Source organism: Hymenobacter rubidus, assembly GCF_016734815.1.
Taxonomy (GTDB): domain Bacteria; phylum Bacteroidota; class Bacteroidia; order Cytophagales; family Hymenobacteraceae; genus Hymenobacter; species Hymenobacter rubidus.
In genome coordinates, this window is record NZ_JAERQF010000040.1 from 34,453 (window position 1) to 49,497 (window position 15,045).

At 63.0% G+C, this 15,045-nt stretch carries 14 protein-coding genes; 3 read left to right on the top strand and 11 right to left on the bottom strand.

Features of this window, described 5'->3' with window-relative positions; genetic code table 11:
- Positions 1–81: 81 nt before the first annotated feature.
- On the bottom strand, positions 82–351 hold the full coding sequence (locus JKL48_RS19995; protein ID WP_201986656.1) for a hypothetical protein: 270 nt from the start codon (positions 349–351) through the stop codon (positions 82–84).
- Between the two features lie 94 nt (positions 352–445).
- Here JKL48_RS19995 and JKL48_RS20000 point away from each other — a divergent pair, with 94 nt between their 5' ends.
- Positions 446–1,372, top strand: a complete 927-nt coding sequence (locus JKL48_RS20000) for an NAD(P)/FAD-dependent oxidoreductase (RefSeq protein WP_201986657.1) — start codon at positions 446–448, stop codon at positions 1,370–1,372.
- Between the two features lie 203 nt (positions 1,373–1,575).
- On the opposite strand, the gene JKL48_RS20005 is transcribed toward JKL48_RS20000, so the two are convergent.
- A complete protein-coding gene (locus JKL48_RS20005) occupies positions 1,576–2,133 on the bottom strand; it encodes an RNA polymerase sigma factor (protein ID WP_201986658.1) in 558 nt (185 codons plus the stop codon).
- A gap of 316 nt (positions 2,134–2,449) precedes the next feature.
- Between JKL48_RS20005 and JKL48_RS20010 the strand changes: the two genes are divergently transcribed.
- Positions 2,450–3,160 (top strand): alpha/beta fold hydrolase, encoded by a 711-nt coding sequence (locus JKL48_RS20010; RefSeq protein ID WP_201986659.1) that lies wholly within the window; start codon positions 2,450–2,452, stop codon positions 3,158–3,160.
- 23 nt (positions 3,161–3,183) lie between these two features.
- Here JKL48_RS20010 and JKL48_RS20015 read toward each other — a convergent pair whose 3' ends face one another.
- From JKL48_RS20015 to JKL48_RS20055, 9 genes are all read right to left on the bottom strand, one after another.
- The gene (locus tag JKL48_RS20015; protein WP_201986660.1) at positions 3,184–5,493 is read right to left on the bottom strand and encodes a patatin-like phospholipase family protein; all 2,310 of its coding nucleotides are present in this window, start codon (positions 5,491–5,493) and stop codon (positions 3,184–3,186) included.
- Positions 5,494–5,819: 326 nt separating this feature from the next.
- Positions 5,820–6,488, bottom strand: coding sequence for a response regulator transcription factor (locus JKL48_RS20020; protein WP_201986661.1), 669 nt, complete (start codon positions 6,486–6,488; stop codon positions 5,820–5,822).
- Positions 6,489–6,496: 8 nt separating this feature from the next.
- A complete protein-coding gene (locus tag JKL48_RS20025) occupies positions 6,497–7,411 on the bottom strand; it encodes an efflux RND transporter periplasmic adaptor subunit (RefSeq protein WP_201986662.1) in 915 nt (304 codons plus the stop codon).
- A 98-nt stretch (positions 7,412–7,509) separates the two neighbouring features.
- On the bottom strand, positions 7,510–8,877 hold the full coding sequence (locus JKL48_RS20030) for a sensor histidine kinase (protein ID WP_201986663.1): 1,368 nt from the start codon (positions 8,875–8,877) through the stop codon (positions 7,510–7,512).
- A 178-nt stretch (positions 8,878–9,055) separates the two neighbouring features.
- Complete coding sequence (locus JKL48_RS20035) at positions 9,056–9,733, bottom strand: response regulator transcription factor (RefSeq protein WP_201986664.1); 678 nt, start codon at positions 9,731–9,733, stop codon at positions 9,056–9,058.
- A gap of 56 nt (positions 9,734–9,789) precedes the next feature.
- A complete protein-coding gene (locus JKL48_RS20040; protein WP_201986665.1) occupies positions 9,790–11,226 on the bottom strand; it encodes a HAMP domain-containing sensor histidine kinase in 1,437 nt (478 codons plus the stop codon).
- 341 nt (positions 11,227–11,567) lie between these two features.
- Positions 11,568–12,260, bottom strand: coding sequence for a response regulator transcription factor (locus JKL48_RS20045; protein WP_201986666.1), 693 nt, complete (start codon positions 12,258–12,260; stop codon positions 11,568–11,570).
- A gap of 196 nt (positions 12,261–12,456) precedes the next feature.
- Positions 12,457–13,305 (bottom strand): hypothetical protein, encoded by an 849-nt coding sequence (locus JKL48_RS20050; protein WP_201986668.1) that lies wholly within the window; start codon positions 13,303–13,305, stop codon positions 12,457–12,459.
- Positions 13,306–13,450: 145 nt separating this feature from the next.
- Entirely contained in the window at positions 13,451–13,825 is a 375-nt protein-coding gene (locus tag JKL48_RS20055; RefSeq protein ID WP_201986670.1) for a DMT family protein, read from the bottom strand.
- Between the two features lie 162 nt (positions 13,826–13,987).
- Between JKL48_RS20055 and JKL48_RS20060 the strand changes: the two genes are divergently transcribed.
- Positions 13,988–14,899, top strand: a complete 912-nt coding sequence (locus tag JKL48_RS20060; RefSeq protein ID WP_201986672.1) for an ion channel — start codon at positions 13,988–13,990, stop codon at positions 14,897–14,899.
- Positions 14,900–15,045 lie beyond the last annotated feature (146 nt).

Here is a 15,045-nt window from a genome sequence, read left to right on the forward strand (position 1 = left end):
GGATGACCCTCAAAACCGAATTATTGCCCGACAGCAGCCCGTTCACACAGCAGCCCGTTCACCTTGCTGGAAGAAGCTCAATTAGAAGTTGCCTCGTACCTCGGCACCTGCTTCAACCTCGACCGTCGACACTCTGCGCTCGGCTACTGCTCGCTCCACCAATTTCAACACGAGTTCATAACAACCCTGCCTTAGCTCACTGTCCGTTTTTACTGAGCTACCCCAGAACAATACCAATTGCTGGTGCATGGCCAAAGCAGGGGGCAGGTTATTGCCCTCGCCAAGCGCCTGATGAAAGAATAAGGCGGCGGTGGGATGACCAACAGGCGGCCATAAAAAAGCCCTTTTCATTATGAAAAGGGCTTTTTTATGGCCAATTGGCAAGGCTAGTCATAACCTCTGCGCGGCAGATTAAGTTAGCATAGCCGAATTTCTTCCTTTCCAAATGGAGTGTACTTACGACGTACTCATTATTGGGGCAGGCAGCGCCGGTCTTGCGGCTGCACTTACCCTGGGCCGCTGCCTGCGCCGCGTATTGCTGGCCGACGGCGGCCCGCCGCGCAACGAGGCCTCGCCCGGCGTGCACGGCTTTCTGACCCGCGACGGTATCCGGCCGGCCGAGCTGCTGCGCCTGGGGCACGAGCAACTGCGGCCCTACAAAACCGTGGAGGTGCAATGCCTGCAAATTGAAAGCATTGCGCGCCAGGGACGGGGCTTTGTGGCCACTGGCCACGGCACCGCCGACGATGCCCCCGTCATGGTTACGGCCCGTCGGGTGTTGCTGGCTACCGGTGTGTCCGACATATTGCCCGCCTTGCCGGGCTTCCGCGAGCTGTGGGGCAGGGGCGTGTTGCACTGCCCGTACTGCCATGGTTGGGAAGTGCGCGGCCGTCCGCTGGCGGTGTATGGGCAGGGCCGCACCGTGACCGGGCTGGCCCTGCTGGTCAGTCGTTGGAGCCCTGATGTCATCGTGGTGACCGACGGGCCCGGCCACCTCACGCCCAATGCCCGGCGCCGGCTGCGGCGCGAGAAAATTGGCATTCGGGAAGAGCCCGTAGCCCGGCTTATCGGCTCGGCCGGGCAGGAGCTGCGTTGCATAGAGTTTGCCGATGGCAGCCAGCTGGAGCGGGCGGCCCTGTTTCTGCACGCGCCGCAGCACCAGCGCAGCCCATTGGCCAGCAACCTTGGCGCCCGCTTCACCAACAGCGGAGCCGTATGGGTCGATAAAAATGCCCAAACGTCTGTTCCCGGCATCTACGCCGCCGGCGACACCACGCCTGGCACGCAGCAAGCCCTGCTGGCAGCAGCGGCCGGCAACCAGGCCGCCATCTGCCTCAACGAAAACCTGACCCGCGAAGAATGCCCACGCTAATAAAGTGCGTGAACGGGAGCCTTAGAGGCTATCCAATCAGGCCGTCCTGCTGAGCGCAGTTGCAGCACCTCTCCCGCAATAGTAAATAAATTACCCACCCGGTAGAGAGGCTTCGACTGCGCTCAGCAGGACGGCCTGATTGGATAGCCTTTAATAGGCCGCTCAATAAGCCGTTCAACCTTCCGGAAATCCCAGCCTCCGCGCTAATGACGGGCCAGCCGCGTCAGGATATATAATGCGGCGCGGGCCCGCGTTTTCACGGTGGCCAGCGGAATGCCCAACTGCTCGGCTGTTTCGGTGTGCGTGCAGCCGCCGAAATATAGCAAGTCGATGACTTCGCGCTGCTTGGGCTTGAGTTGGAGCGTTAATTCGCGCAGTCCAATGTGCTCGGGGTTGAACGTGGACGGGGCCAGCGCGCGCTGCGCTCCGCCTACTTCCAGCGATTTGGTGTCGCTGTGGAAGCGGTGCCGGGGGCTGCGTAGGGCATCAATGGCTTGGTTGCAGCACACCCGCACCATCCAGGTAAACAGGCGGCCGCGGGCGGCGTCGTAGCGGTCAATGCTCAGCCAGACTTTCAACAAGCCTTCCTGCAATACGTCCTGAGCCAGTGCCTCGTCGCGTACCAGGCGCAAAATCACGTGGAGCAGGTTTTTCGCATATTGGTCGTGAAGGATGCGGAGTGCTTTTTCGTCGCGGGCTACCAGCCGTTGCACCAATACTTCTTCGTCCGTCGCCGTAGGCAACGCCGGAGTTGGTTTCATAGAGAGGGAAATAGCCCTCCCTGGCCCGGAAAATGCAGAAGGGAGCCAGGAAAAAGCATTTACAGAAAGGATAACCGGACAGAAATACGTAAGTGTGAGAAATAGAAAGGCGTTAGCGGTGAAAAAGTTAGAGGACTAATAGAATAATGAATAGTAGCAGGTCAGCGAAAACCTACGGCGGACTTCTGCAAGCGGATTGCCCGGCCCTGCATAAAATTTTTGCCAACACCCAAGGCGGGGTTTGCCTACGAGCAGGCCAGCATTGTTCGCCACTTCCAGTGCTTTTGTCGTAGGGTAAATCCCGTTATTGCTGACCATGCCCCCAACCATTATTGCCCTGCACTGCTGGGCCATCTCCGGCCGTGAGTACGACGTGCTCCGTTCCCTGCTCTCTGCTGATACCCAATTGCTGACGCCCGATTTGCCCGGCTTTGGCGCCCAACCTGCACCCGCCAGATTCGACTATTCGGTGCGGGCGTATGTGGACTGGCTGGCTGCCTATGCCCGGCAACAGCAGGTGGCCGACTTCACGCTTATCGGGCACAGCATGAGCGGCAAGATGGCCCTGGCCTGGGCCAGCCGGCGGCCGGCCGGGCTGCAGCGGCTGGTGTTGCTATCGCCCTCGCCACCGGCCGGCGAACCCATGTCGGAGGCCGACCGCGCCGCTTCATTGGCCGCTTTCGGCAAGCCCGAGGAAGCGGCTAAAACCTTCCGGAAAATCACCCGACGGCCCCTGTCGGCCACGCTCCGCGCCCAGGTCATCGCCGACAACCTGCGCACAACCCAGCCGGCTTGGGACAAGTGGCTGGAAGAAGGCACCCGTGAGGACATCAGTGCCCTGATGCCGCTGCTGGCGGTGCCCTGTCATTTGCTGGTGGGGGAGGGCGACGAAGCCATTACACCGGCCAGCCAGCAACGGCTCACGCTGCCGCTGCTGCCGGCCGGCACGCCTTTTACGGTAATACCGGGCGCTGGCCATTTGCTGCCGCTGGAAGCCGCGCCCGAGGTACTGGCGGCCCTGAAGTAACGACCCGGCTAAGCGCGACGAGCTTATTCCAGCGCCCGGCTGCGGAACAGCAGGAAGCCCAAGTGCCCGTACACGCTGAAGCGCTCGGAGGCATCGTCGTAGAAGCGGGCGTGTACGGCCAGCGGGCCCACCGGCGTCTGGAATATCAGGCCGGTGCTGGCGGTGAGGCGGGGCCGGTCGAAGCCGGACTGGCGCACGGCCACCTGCATATCGCCTTGTTTGAGGGGCTGGGCGTTGACATGCACGTACACTTCGGTGCGCCACTCCAGCTTTTTGAGGAAGGGCTGGGTGTAGCGCAGGCCCACGGCCGCGTAGCGGGCCGAGCGGTAGCTATCCAGAAACATGGTGCGCGAATCGGGCAGCGGCGCAAACACCGGCGCCGTGGTTTGCGACGAGCGGTAGTTCGAAAACAAGCCCTGGGAACTGGCCATGAGCTCGCCAAAATACCCAAAGGCGTGGCGGTCGCCCTTCAGGGCGAAGTAGCGCTCCACGGTGGCCCGGAACTGCAGCCACTCGTGGTGCCGCGAGCTGGCTTCCTGCTCGGCCGTGGAGCCGGGCGTGTAAGTAGCCGAGCCCGTGACACCCCGCAGCGTGTACACGTAGCGGTGGCCGCTGGTGGCGTATTGCTTGCGGTTCAGCGTATTGCGGGCCAGGCGCAGCGCAGCGGTGGCACCCCGAAATACGGTTGCGTCGAGCACGTCGGCCGTGTTGATGGTGCTGGAATTGGTGTACTCGTCTTTGGTCACGAAGGTGGCCAGGTCGAGGAGCAGGCGGCTGCGGTAGGTGGGGCTCACGCCAAACTGCCCGCCGAGCTTGGTGTCCTGTTGCCGCACCTGCGTGTTAAGCACGTCGCGCCCCAGCACGCCACCGGTGTTCTGGTAGTCCCACTGGTTATACGTCACTTCAGGCTCAAAGAAAAACGCGTACTTGGCCGGCACATTGATGCGGAACGAGCCGTGCGCCCCGTTGTAGAAGCGGCCCAAACTCACGTCGGCCGAAGCGGTGTAGAGCAGCTTGCGCAGGTAGCGAAATTCGACCCCAAAAAAAAGGTTGTCGATGGGCCGGTTCGAGAGCACGAAGCCGATTTCGGTACTCACGTTGTTGTTGCGCTGGGCATCTACGCTGAAGATGTAGCCCTTGCGGGCCGCGTCGTAGCGAATGCGCGGGTAGATGTTCTTGAAGTAGTCGTCCGACGCCAGCCGGTAGTAGCCTTCCTCAATGTCGTCGAGCGAGTATTCGCGGCCCGTCTTCCGGAAAAACCGCGCGGCGTACTCGTTCTGGTCGGGCCGCAGGCCGCGCACTTGCACGTCGATGAAGCGCGGCGTGGGCGCCAGGCCCTGGAAAGCCGTCCGCCGCTTTTGCAGCGAAGTCGAATCGACGCGGCGCTCGATGCGGGCCTTTATTTTGTCCATGCTGCGCTGGGCGGCCGTGTCGCCTTCGGCAATAAAGTCCTTCACCCGGTCAAAATCGCCCACGCCCATGCCTTCCAAATTGGGCTGAATGTAAATGCCGTTTTTGCCCACGCTCAGGGTGTCGGCCACGCTGGTACCCAGAAAGGCCACCGTGCTGGCCAGCAAGGCGTCGTCATTTTTGGGGTATTTCTTGAAGGCCACGTCGCCCACGTTCACCCCGATGATGATGTCCGGGGCGAAGGTTTTCTTCATGGTGTTGGTAGGGAAGTTGTCGTACACCGCGCCGTCGTAGTAGTACTTGCCGTCGAGGTTGCGAATGGGCCGGAAGGCCAGCGGAAACGACATCGAATTGCGAATGGCATCGGAGAGCGAGCCCTTGCTTTGCTCCACCACCTGCCGCGTAAACACCTCCGAGGCCATGCAGCGGAAGGGCACAAACAGCTTGTCGAAATCGTAGTTGCAGCTGGCCGAGGCCGGAGCCAGCAGCCGCGCCAGGGCCAGGTTCAGATTCAGGTCGTTTACCAGGTTGGTGCTCACCCGCGCTTTCAGGGTCGAGTCGATGGCAATGCCCAGGCGCAGGGCCGAGGGCGATGGTTCGGCCGTGAGAAAGTTGAAGGTTTTGCTTTCCAACGGCTTGCCCGAGGTCCAGCGCTGGAACTCGGGGCTGAGCACAATCTGCTCAATCTCATCGGGCGAGTAGCCGGCTGCGTACATGCCGCCAATCACGGCGCCCATGCTCGTGCCCACGATGTAGTCGATGGGAATGTGGTTTTTTTCGAGCTGCTTCAGCACGCCTACGTGGGCCAGGCCCTTGGCGCCGCCGCCGCTGAGCACGAGGCCCACTTTCTGGGCCTGCGCGGTAACGAGAGAAGTGGCTGCCAGCAACAAAGCCAGCAGTAGTCGGGTGCAGAAGTGGGGCATAGAAAACCAGAATGGAGCTGCGCCGGAACCAGCGCTTCTGCCGCTGGTACGCCGTGCCGGGCCGTGGGGTTTTGCCCGGTGCGCGGCGGCTTTTTTTCAAGTGCGCCCAATGGTTGCTGGCTTCGTATTCCGTTGAATAAGAATGCTGCTCCGCGCCGTACTATTGAGGACCAATTAGAGCGGTTTCGGCATCCGTGTACAGTCCGAAGCAACGATAGTAGCGCGAACTTTGTAGTTCGCGTGCCCTGCGCCCTTCAAGAAGGTCAAACGGCGCGGCGACGCTAACTACAAAGTTCGCGCTATTATACAGCGACCCCGAAACCGCCCTAGGCTGCCTGGTAGCCCACGCCGCGCACGGTTTGCAGGAAATCGGGCGCGGCGTAGCGGGCCAGTGCCTTGCGCACATTCATGATGTGCACGTCGATGTAGTTTGAGCCCTCATTGGTCCCTTTGCCAATGTGGGCCCCCAACTGCTCGCGGGTGAGAGGCCGGCCGCGGTGCCGCAGCAGGTGGTGCAGCAGGTCGAACTGCGAGCGGCTCAACTCCACGGCCTGGCTGCCGTGGCGCAGGCGGCGGCCCGCCAAATCCAGTTCAAACCCTTCGCCGAAATGAATGCGTGGCCGTTGGCGGCCGTAGCGCTGCCGGGCAATGGCGCGCAGCCGCCGCTCCAGCTCCACCAGCGGCACCGAACCGGCCAGGCAGTCGTCGGCACCGGCGGCGAAGCCGCGCAACCGGTCCTCCACCTCGTCGGTGCCAGTCAGTATAATAAAAGCGGCCGAGTGGTCGTCGCGCCGGGTGGCTTCGCGCAGCAAGGTCAACCCGTCGCCATCGGGCAGATGTTGGGCCAGCAGCACGAATTCGAAACGTCGACGGGCCAGCTGCTGCCGGGCCAGGGCGGCAGTGGGAACTGCCTCTATCATGTAGCCGGCCCGGTGCAGGAAGCGCTGCGTGACCGGGCGCCGGGCATCGTTGGGTTCGACGAGCAGAATTGCCATAATCGGACTTATTGAGTTGGTTGGGCCAGCACCCGCACGTGGGCGTGCATGCCGGGCTTGAGCTGGTGGCCGGGGTTGGGCAGCGTGCAACGCGCTTTCAGCACCTTGCTGTCGTGGTCGAGCAGGTGGAATAACTTGTCGATGCGACCGTGCAGGGGCTGGTCGGGGTAGCTCAGCGTGGTGATTTCCAGGGCCTGGCCCCGATGCACCTGCGTCAGGTCCGATTCAAAAACGTTGGCCATCACCCACACGCTGTCGAGGTTGGCCACGGTGAAGGCCGCCTGCAGGTTGGCGGCTGTGAAGCGCAGGCCGGCCGCCAGGTTTTTCTCGGTGATGAACCCCGCAATGGGTGCCCGCAGCTCGTATAGGCCGTCTTTGCCCACGCCGTACACGCCGAGCTGCTGCTGGTTTTTGGCGGTAGTGCCCGTGGCGCGGGCCACTTCGATGCGGGCCTTGTACACCTCCTGCTCGGAACTCAGGCCGGCCTGATACAGCTCCTCGACCACGGCTAGGTTCTTACGGGCCACGGCCAGGTCGGCGGTGCCGGCGGTGTGCTGGTTTTGGAGGTTGGCAATTTCACTGCTTCTGAGCACGGCCAGCACCTGGCCCTGGCGCACCTCGTCGCCCAGCTCCACATTAACGCGCACTACCTCGCCGCCCACGCGCGGAAATACCCGGGCCATGCGGTTGCCATCGGCCGCAATTTCGCCGCTCAGCTCCAGCGCGGCCACCGCTTCCGGCGCTGACTGCGCACTCGTGCTGGCCGCCTGCTGGGGGGCGGGCGGGGTCAGCTCTTCGCTGGCTTCTTCGCAAGAGCTGAGCAGCGCCCCCAGCAGCGCACAGCCAATAAGGGCCCGAAAGGAGTGGGCCAACCAGGCCCGGCCGGGCGTGGCGTTGGCAGATAATGGATGTAGTCTGGTCATTGGTCAGCAGTGGAAAAGCTGCTGCAAGACTACAGGCCCGGCATTAGAATGCGATTAGAAACCCATGAAAAGCATCCTTTATTCTTCCTTTTTTCGCCTCATGCCGTGGGCAGCACCACCACCACGGTGGTGCCGTGGCCCAGTCGCGAGGCCAGGTGCAGTTGCCCGCCGTGCTGCTCAATAATCTTGCGGGCCAGCGACAGGCCCACGCCGTGTCCTGCCACGGGCCGCGCATTGCTGGCCCGGAAAAACGGCTGAAACACCTGCGGCAACTCTTCTGCCGCAATGCCGATGCCTTCGTCACGAATGCGCAGGCGCACTTCGCCGGGCTCGTATTCCAGCGTCACGGCCACCGGCTGGGGCTCCGAGTATTTGAGCGCATTTTCCAGCAGGTTGGTGAGGGCGCGGCTGAGCAAAGGGCGGTTGCCGGTTAGCTCCAGCTGTTCGGGCTCGGCGGGCAGGTGGCCGGTGTGCAGGTGCAGGCGCGGGCGCTGGGCCGGCGCGATGGCTGCGCAGGCCTCGGCCAGCAGCTCATCCACGCGAATAAGGTCGGCCTGCTCGGGCAGGTGCATTTCGGCCTGGGCCAGTTCCAGCAAGTGATTGAGCAGGGCTTTGAGCTGGGTGAGGTCGGTCAATAAGTCGTGCAGGGCGGCGCGGTAGGCGGCAGGCTCGCGGTCCCGCGTCAGGGCCAGCTGCGCCTCGCCGATGCTGGCGGCCAGCGGGGTGCGCAGCTCGTGCGAGGCATTGCGCACGAAGGCCCGCTGAGAGTCGAAGCTGCTTTCGAGCCGGTCGAGCAGACGGTTGAAGGTTTGGGCCAGGCGCGACAATTCGTCCTGCTCACGGCCCGACAGGTTTTCGGTCACGCGCCGGTGCAGGTCGTGGGCCGTGATGCGGTCCATCTGGTCGTTGAGGGCCGCGATGGGGGCCAGCGCCCGCCCGGCAAACAGCCGCCCGGCCCCGTAAATCAGCAGCAGGCTCAGCACAAACAGCGAGGCCATAATGGTGGCCAGGTAGCGCAGCCGGGCGTGGCCGTACACGTTTTCGGCCCCGGCCACCACCACGTACTGCCCCTGGTTGTCGCGGTAGAAAATGCCTACCGCCTCCCGTGGCCCGTCCTCAAAGTATTCCTCGTGCCCTTCCTTGATGCGGGCCAGCACTGCGGGCGGCACTTCCAGCCGGGCATCCTCGTGCACAAAGCGCACCTCGCCCCGGGCATCATACAGCTGAATGATTTCGCCGGTGAGCGTGCGCTGGTAGCGCTTCTGAAACTCCTGAAACGCCGAGCTGCGCAATTCGTCCTTCTCCAGAAAAATATAGGCCGCCACCTCCGCCCGGTCGCGCAGGCGCTGCCGGAATTCGCGCTGTCCGTAGTCGGCCTGCAGCACGAAAGCCGTGGTGAGCACGCCCAGCAGAATGAAGGCCACCACGCCCACAAATAGCCAGGTAAGGCGGTTGCGAATGGTCATGGGGTAGGTCAGTTGTTTGTTGTCGGCTGTTCTTTATCAGCGTAAAAGAACGTCATGCCGAGCGCAGCCGAGGCATCTCGCCTCGCATCGCTCAACGATTGAGTTACTACCACACGCGAGATGCTTCGACTACGCTCAGCATGATGTTCTTTTACCTTGTCAACGGCCAACTAAAAAGCTACTCCTGGCGCAGCACGTAGCCCGCCCCGGTCACCGTATGAATGAGTTTGGTGGCAAAGCCGTGGTCCACTTTCTTGCGCAGGTAGCTCACGTACACGTCAATCACGTTGCTGCCCGCGTCAAACGACTCATCCCAGCCCTGCTCTGCTATTTCGCCCCGGCTCAGCACGCGGCCGGGGTGGTGCATCAGCAGCTCTAGCAAGTTGAACTCGCGGGTGGTGAGGCGCAGCGCCTGCCCGGCCCGCGTCACGGTGCGGCTGGGAATGTCGAGCACCACATCGGCAAAAGTCAGGCGCGAGCCTTTGGGCTGGGCCGCGCTGCCGCGCCGCGTGAGGGCCCGCACCCGCGCCACCAGCTCAGCAAAATCGAAGGGCTTCACCAGGTAGTCATCGGCCCCGCCGCCAAAGCCTTGCAGCTTGTCGGTGGTGGTGCCCAGAGCGGTGAGCAGCAGCACGGGCACTTGGGTATCCTGCCCCCGAATGGCGGCCAACACCTCCAAACCGCTGCGGTGGGGCAGAATGATGTCCAGAATAATTAAGTCAAAAGGTTGTGTGAGGGCCAGTTGCTGACCCAGCTGGCCATCGGCCGCTACCGTTACCTCAAATTGCTCTTCCTCCAGCCCCCGCCGAATGAGGGCCGAAAGCCGGGGGTCGTCTTCAACCAGTAAAATGTTCATGCTTGGAAAGGGTTAGGGCCGAACGCGCCCCAAAGGTCGGCGAAGCCGGCGTTTCCTCAGCCAGCAGGTGCCGCGCCCTGCGCCGGAAAGCCCACAGTCACGGTCAGCTGCAGTTTCTCCTCACGGAATGCCAGCTGCAGGCCCAGTCCGTGCGCCAGCCGCCCCGCAATCCAGAGGCCCAGGCCGGTGCCGGGGGCCAGCGGGTCGGCCTGGTACCAGGCCGTGGTGAGCTGGGCCAGATGCGCGCCTAACGGAGCCGCCAGCTCATTTTCCAGGCTAATAACCGGCCCCTTGTCAGCACCTGCCTGCAGCCGGAGCGTGACGCCGGTGCCGGGCCGAGCGTGCTTGCGGGCGTTGTCGAGCAGGTTGAGCAGCAGGGTGGTAAGCTGGTCAGCATCGGTGCCAACGGTGAGGCGGGCGGCGGGGGTTTCCTCATCGGGCAGCACAATGGTGAGGGCCCGGCCCGCCGCCCGGAAGCGCGGCAGCTCCCGGTCGGCCAGCAGTAGAAGCAGCTCATCCAGGGCCACCGGGCGGCGGGTGGGCGGGGGGGCGGTGTCGCTGCCCAGCCGGCCCACCAGCAGGAAATCATCCACGAGGCGACCTAGCCGAGCCAGCTCGGCATCATGGCCGGCCAGGGCGGCGCGGGTGGCGGGCGGCAGGGCCGGGTCGCGCCCGCTCACGTCGAGGCCGGTTTGCAGGGTGGCCAGCGGCGTGCGCAGCTCGTGGGCGGCGGCGGCCAGAAAATTGGCCTGTGCCGTGGCCTGCCCGCGCAGGCGGTCCAGTAGCTGGTTAAGGGTTTCGGCCAGTTCCTGCAGCTCATCGCCGGTAGCTGGCACGGGCAGCGGCGCAATATCCTGGGCCTGCTGAATGCGGCGGGCCTGGGCCGCCATGCGCCGCAGTGGCCGCAATACCGCTCCGGCCACCAGCAGGGCCAGTGCTCCCGCCAGGGCCGCGCTGCCCAGCAATCCGAGCAGCAGCGTGCGCCGCACCCGCGCCAGGGCCGTTTCGAGGGGGGCGGCGGGGTGGGCCAGCCACAGAATAAGGCGGCCGGTGGGAGCCGCTTCCTCGGCCCCCAGACCGGGCGCGGCGGCGGCGCGGGCCACCGCCACCACCCGCCGCTGGCCCAGCTCGGTGCCCGGCGCGGCCGGATGCGGCAGGCGGGCCGTATCGGCTGCCGGCCACCGGGCCGAGCGGAAAAGCTCCCGCGCTGGCTGGCCGGGTTCGTCAAACACCAGGCGCATCACCTCGCCAGCTTGGTCGGGCAGGGGCAGGGTGGGCAGCGGGTCGAGGCTGACGCGGCTTAGGAGCTGGCTGGCCCGCAGGCGCAGGCGGTCATCATCGGCGCGGGCCAGCTGGTGGCCCAGGCTGCGATACTGGTAGCCGCCCGCCACCAGCGTAGCCAGCCCAAACACCAGCCCAAATACCAGTAACAGCTGCCCACGCAGGCCCAGCCGGAACCGGCGCGGGGTGGGTAAGGCAGGAGAGGTGGTCATTCAAATAGAAGTAAATCGTACAACAAAACGTCATGCCTCACGACGCGAAGCATTCCAAGCTCTAATAAGCTATTTGAGCTAACAGAAACGGTCATGCTGAGCTTGTCGAAGCATCTCTACCGGGGGACTAATTCATTTGCTGTTGCGGTAGAGATGCTTCGACAAGCTCAGCATGACGTTCTGAGGAATTTTCCTATATGCTCTAAGAAACTGTTTGCGTTAGTCGTTTTGCTTGATTTTACCAATGTATGAGACGTGAGACATGAAATTGATTCAGCCGCTTTTCTCGTGTCTAACGTCTCGTGTCTCTTGTCTAAAATAAAAGTCTGCTGCCGTAGCCCTCAGCCTGCCGTACCCGGTTCGCGTAGTCGGTAGCCTTGGCCAATCACCGTTTCCAGCAGCGCCGGGGCCGGCGCAAAGTCCCTGTCAAGCTTGCGGCGGAGCTGCGAAACGTGCACTTCAATCACATTGGAGCCCATGTCGTAGTCCACGTCCCATACTTTTTCAGCGAGGCGGGTTTTGCTCACCACGCGGCCGGCATTGCGCAGCAATAGCTCCAGCACGGCAAATTCCCGGTTGGTGAGCGTGATGGTTTTGCCGGCACGGGTCACCACCCGGCCCAGCGGGTCGAGCACGAGGTCGGCCAGGTGCAGGGCGTCGGCCCCGGCGGGCCCGGCCGTTTTGCGCCCGATGATGTGCAGCCGGGCCAGCAGCTCATCAAAGGCAAAAGGCTTGCGCAGGTAGTCCACCGCGCCGGCTTCCAGGCCCGTCACCACGTGCCGCGTGTCGGTGAGGGCACTGAGGATGATAACGGGCGTTTGGATGCCGAATTCGCGCAGGTTGCGCAGCACGTCGAGGCCACTTTGGCCGGGCAGCATCAGGTCGAGCAGCACCGCGTCGTAGGGGGTGGTGGCGGCACGCTCCAGGCCTTCGGGGCCGGTGGCGGCTACCTCGGCCACATGCCCGGCCTGCACCAGCCCTTGCTGAATGAATCCCGCCAGGCGGGCTTCGTCTTCGACAATGAGAATGCGCATGAAAGAGAATGGGAACGGGATTTCAAAAAGTACTTAGAGCATGTAGGGAAAGTCTTCAGCCCGTCATGCTGAGCTTGTCGAAGCATCTCTACCGCGCCATTTGACCCGTTCGACGAAGCGGGAGAGATGCTTCGACAAGCTCAGCATGACGTTCCAATAATATTTCTCCGACTTTCCCTACAAGCTCTTATTGTTGCTAACGCACCAGGTACTTCACGCCGGCCAGCGTGAGGGTTTCGGCGTGCACTACGCGGAGGGCAGCAGCGGTGCTGGCGCGGGCTTCGCCTGGGTGGGCAGCGCGCAGGTTGCCGGCAGCCTCCAGGGCCGTTCCCACGGTCAGCTTATCGCCGAGCTGCTCCAGCGCCGTGGGCGGCAGCTGCACCACCGTCTGGTCGCTCAGCACCACGCCCCGCACGCGGCCTTTCGGGTCGCGCCGCAGCTCCTTAATGGTGCCTTTGGCAGTGGCCGCCGTTTCGGTGGGGGGCGTGGCGGGTGGCGTGGGGCGGGCATCGTGCACCGTCTGTCCGCCGCTGGCAAGGCTCACGAAGTGGAAGTGGCTGCGGCCATCGGGCCCGGCAGTGCGGAAGCCCGTAACGGTGGCGGCGCTGCCTGCTTTGGCCGCCGCCAGCAGCTGCTGGCCCAGGTGGCGCGGAAAGCGCACCGTATCGGCGGCGCCGCTCTCGGGACGCAGCACGAAGGCGTCGTACACCTGCTCGTCGTTGTTGGCCAGGTAGGTGGTCAGGGTGCCGCGCAGGTCACTCAGCACCTGCACCCGGCCGCCACGTTCCCCTTTAGGGCCGTGCTCGCCTTTGGGGCCGCGGCCTCCGGGGCCATGCGGGCCTTTGGGGCCGTGGGGTGGGCGAGGGCCCTCGGGGCGGTCAGGGCCGTCGCCGGGGGCGGGCGGCGGCACGGCCGCAGCCTCGGCAGTAGCAGCAGCCTTGGAAGTTTTGGTTTTGACTTTGGTGACGGTTTGGGCTTCGGCTTGGATGGTGCCGGCCAGCAGGGCGGCAGCCAGCAGGGCCACCGAATAAAAGGGCTTGTTCATGGTAAGAGATTCAGGGGGTGAAAAATGGAAGGTGTGTCGGCCAGCTCCGGTTGCTTTCCGACGCTACAAAATTTCTACTGCCCCCTGAGCCGGGGCTGAACTCCATATTAATTTTTCTTCAGGCCCCGGAGTGGCCGGGCCTCGCTCACCACTTTTTGAAAATGACGTACACGGCCGCCACCAGCAGCACGAACCCCACTACGTGGTTCCAGCCCAGCTTATCGGTCTTGAACACGAACACGGCGCACAGCGTGAACACCGTGAGCGTAATCACTTCCTGAATAACCTTGAGCTGAAACAGGCTGAACGGCCCGCCATTTTCCTCGAACCCCAGCCGGTTGGCCGGCACCTGAAAAATGTACTCGAACAGTGCCAGGCCCCAGCTCACCAGGATAACGCCAAATAGCCCCAATTTGGCAAACCAAGCCATTTTCTTGAACAAGTGCAGGTGCCCGTACCAGGCAAACGTCATGAATAAATTGGAAATGGTGAGTAGGATGAGAGAATAAACGCCTTTCATGAAGAGGGGAATTAACAGAAAATAAGAACGACCTGCTGAGCTTGTCGAAATGTCTCTACCGCGTAAGCCCTTCAATCGTTGCAATGCAGCAGTAGAGATGCCTCGACAAGCCCGGCAGGTCGTTCTTTTGCTTTCTCAATTGCATCTCACGGCTTCAGTTCCATGGCTACCCTCGACCCCGGCATTGGCGAGAAGTTCTCGCGCCGCACCAAGCGAGCTATCAACCACGACGGTACGTTCAATGTGCGGCGGCGCGGCGGCCCCCACCGTCACGACCCTTACCAATGGCTGATTACCATGGAGTGGTGGCCGTTTATCGGCATGGTCGTCACCTTTTTTACGGTGCTCAACGTGGCGTTTGCCTTCGCCTACATTTCCCTGGGCCTCGACGACCTGCCCGGCGTGGCGGCTCCGCACGGCTGGTGGCAGGACTTTCTCAGCGCCCTGTTTTTCTCCATCCAAACCTTCACCTCCGTTGGCTACGGGCACGTGTACCCCGGCAGCAATGGCACTGGGTTTCTGTCCAGCGTCGAGGCCTTGGTGGGCGTGCTCACGTTCGCGCTGGCCACGGGCCTGCTCTATGGGCGGTTTTCGCGGCCCACTGCCCGCATTCAGTTCAGCCACACGGCCATCATCAGCCGCCGGGCCGATGGCCTGCCGTGCCTGCAGTTCCGCATTGCCAACCAGCGCAACAATATCCTCATCGACCTGCAGGCCCGCGTAATACTCAAAAAAACCGACCCGGCTACCAACAACCAGACCTACGCCCTGCTGCCGCTGGAGCGCGATACCATCAGCTTTTTCCCGCTAACCTGGACGCTGGTGCACGACATTACTGCTAAAAGCCCCCTGCACGGCCTCGGTCCAGCCGACTACGAGCGGCTGGACCTGGAAATTATCATTCAGCTAAAGGGTTACGATGACACATTTGCCCAGGATGTGCACGCCCGCAACTCCTACATTCACGACGAAATTGAGTGGCACCGTCGCTTCATCCGGGCCTACGAGGTGGCCGAAGACGGCATCGTAGAGGTCAATCTGGACCAACTGCACCTGACGGAAGCGCTGGCTTAACGGACAATAAGCGGTGAGCGGTGAGCGAAAGAAGGTCATGCTTCGGCTGCGCTCAGCATGACGTTCTTTCGCTCACCGCTCACCGCTCACCGCTCACCGCTCACCGCTCACCGCTCACCGCTCACCGCTCACCGCTCACCGCTCAC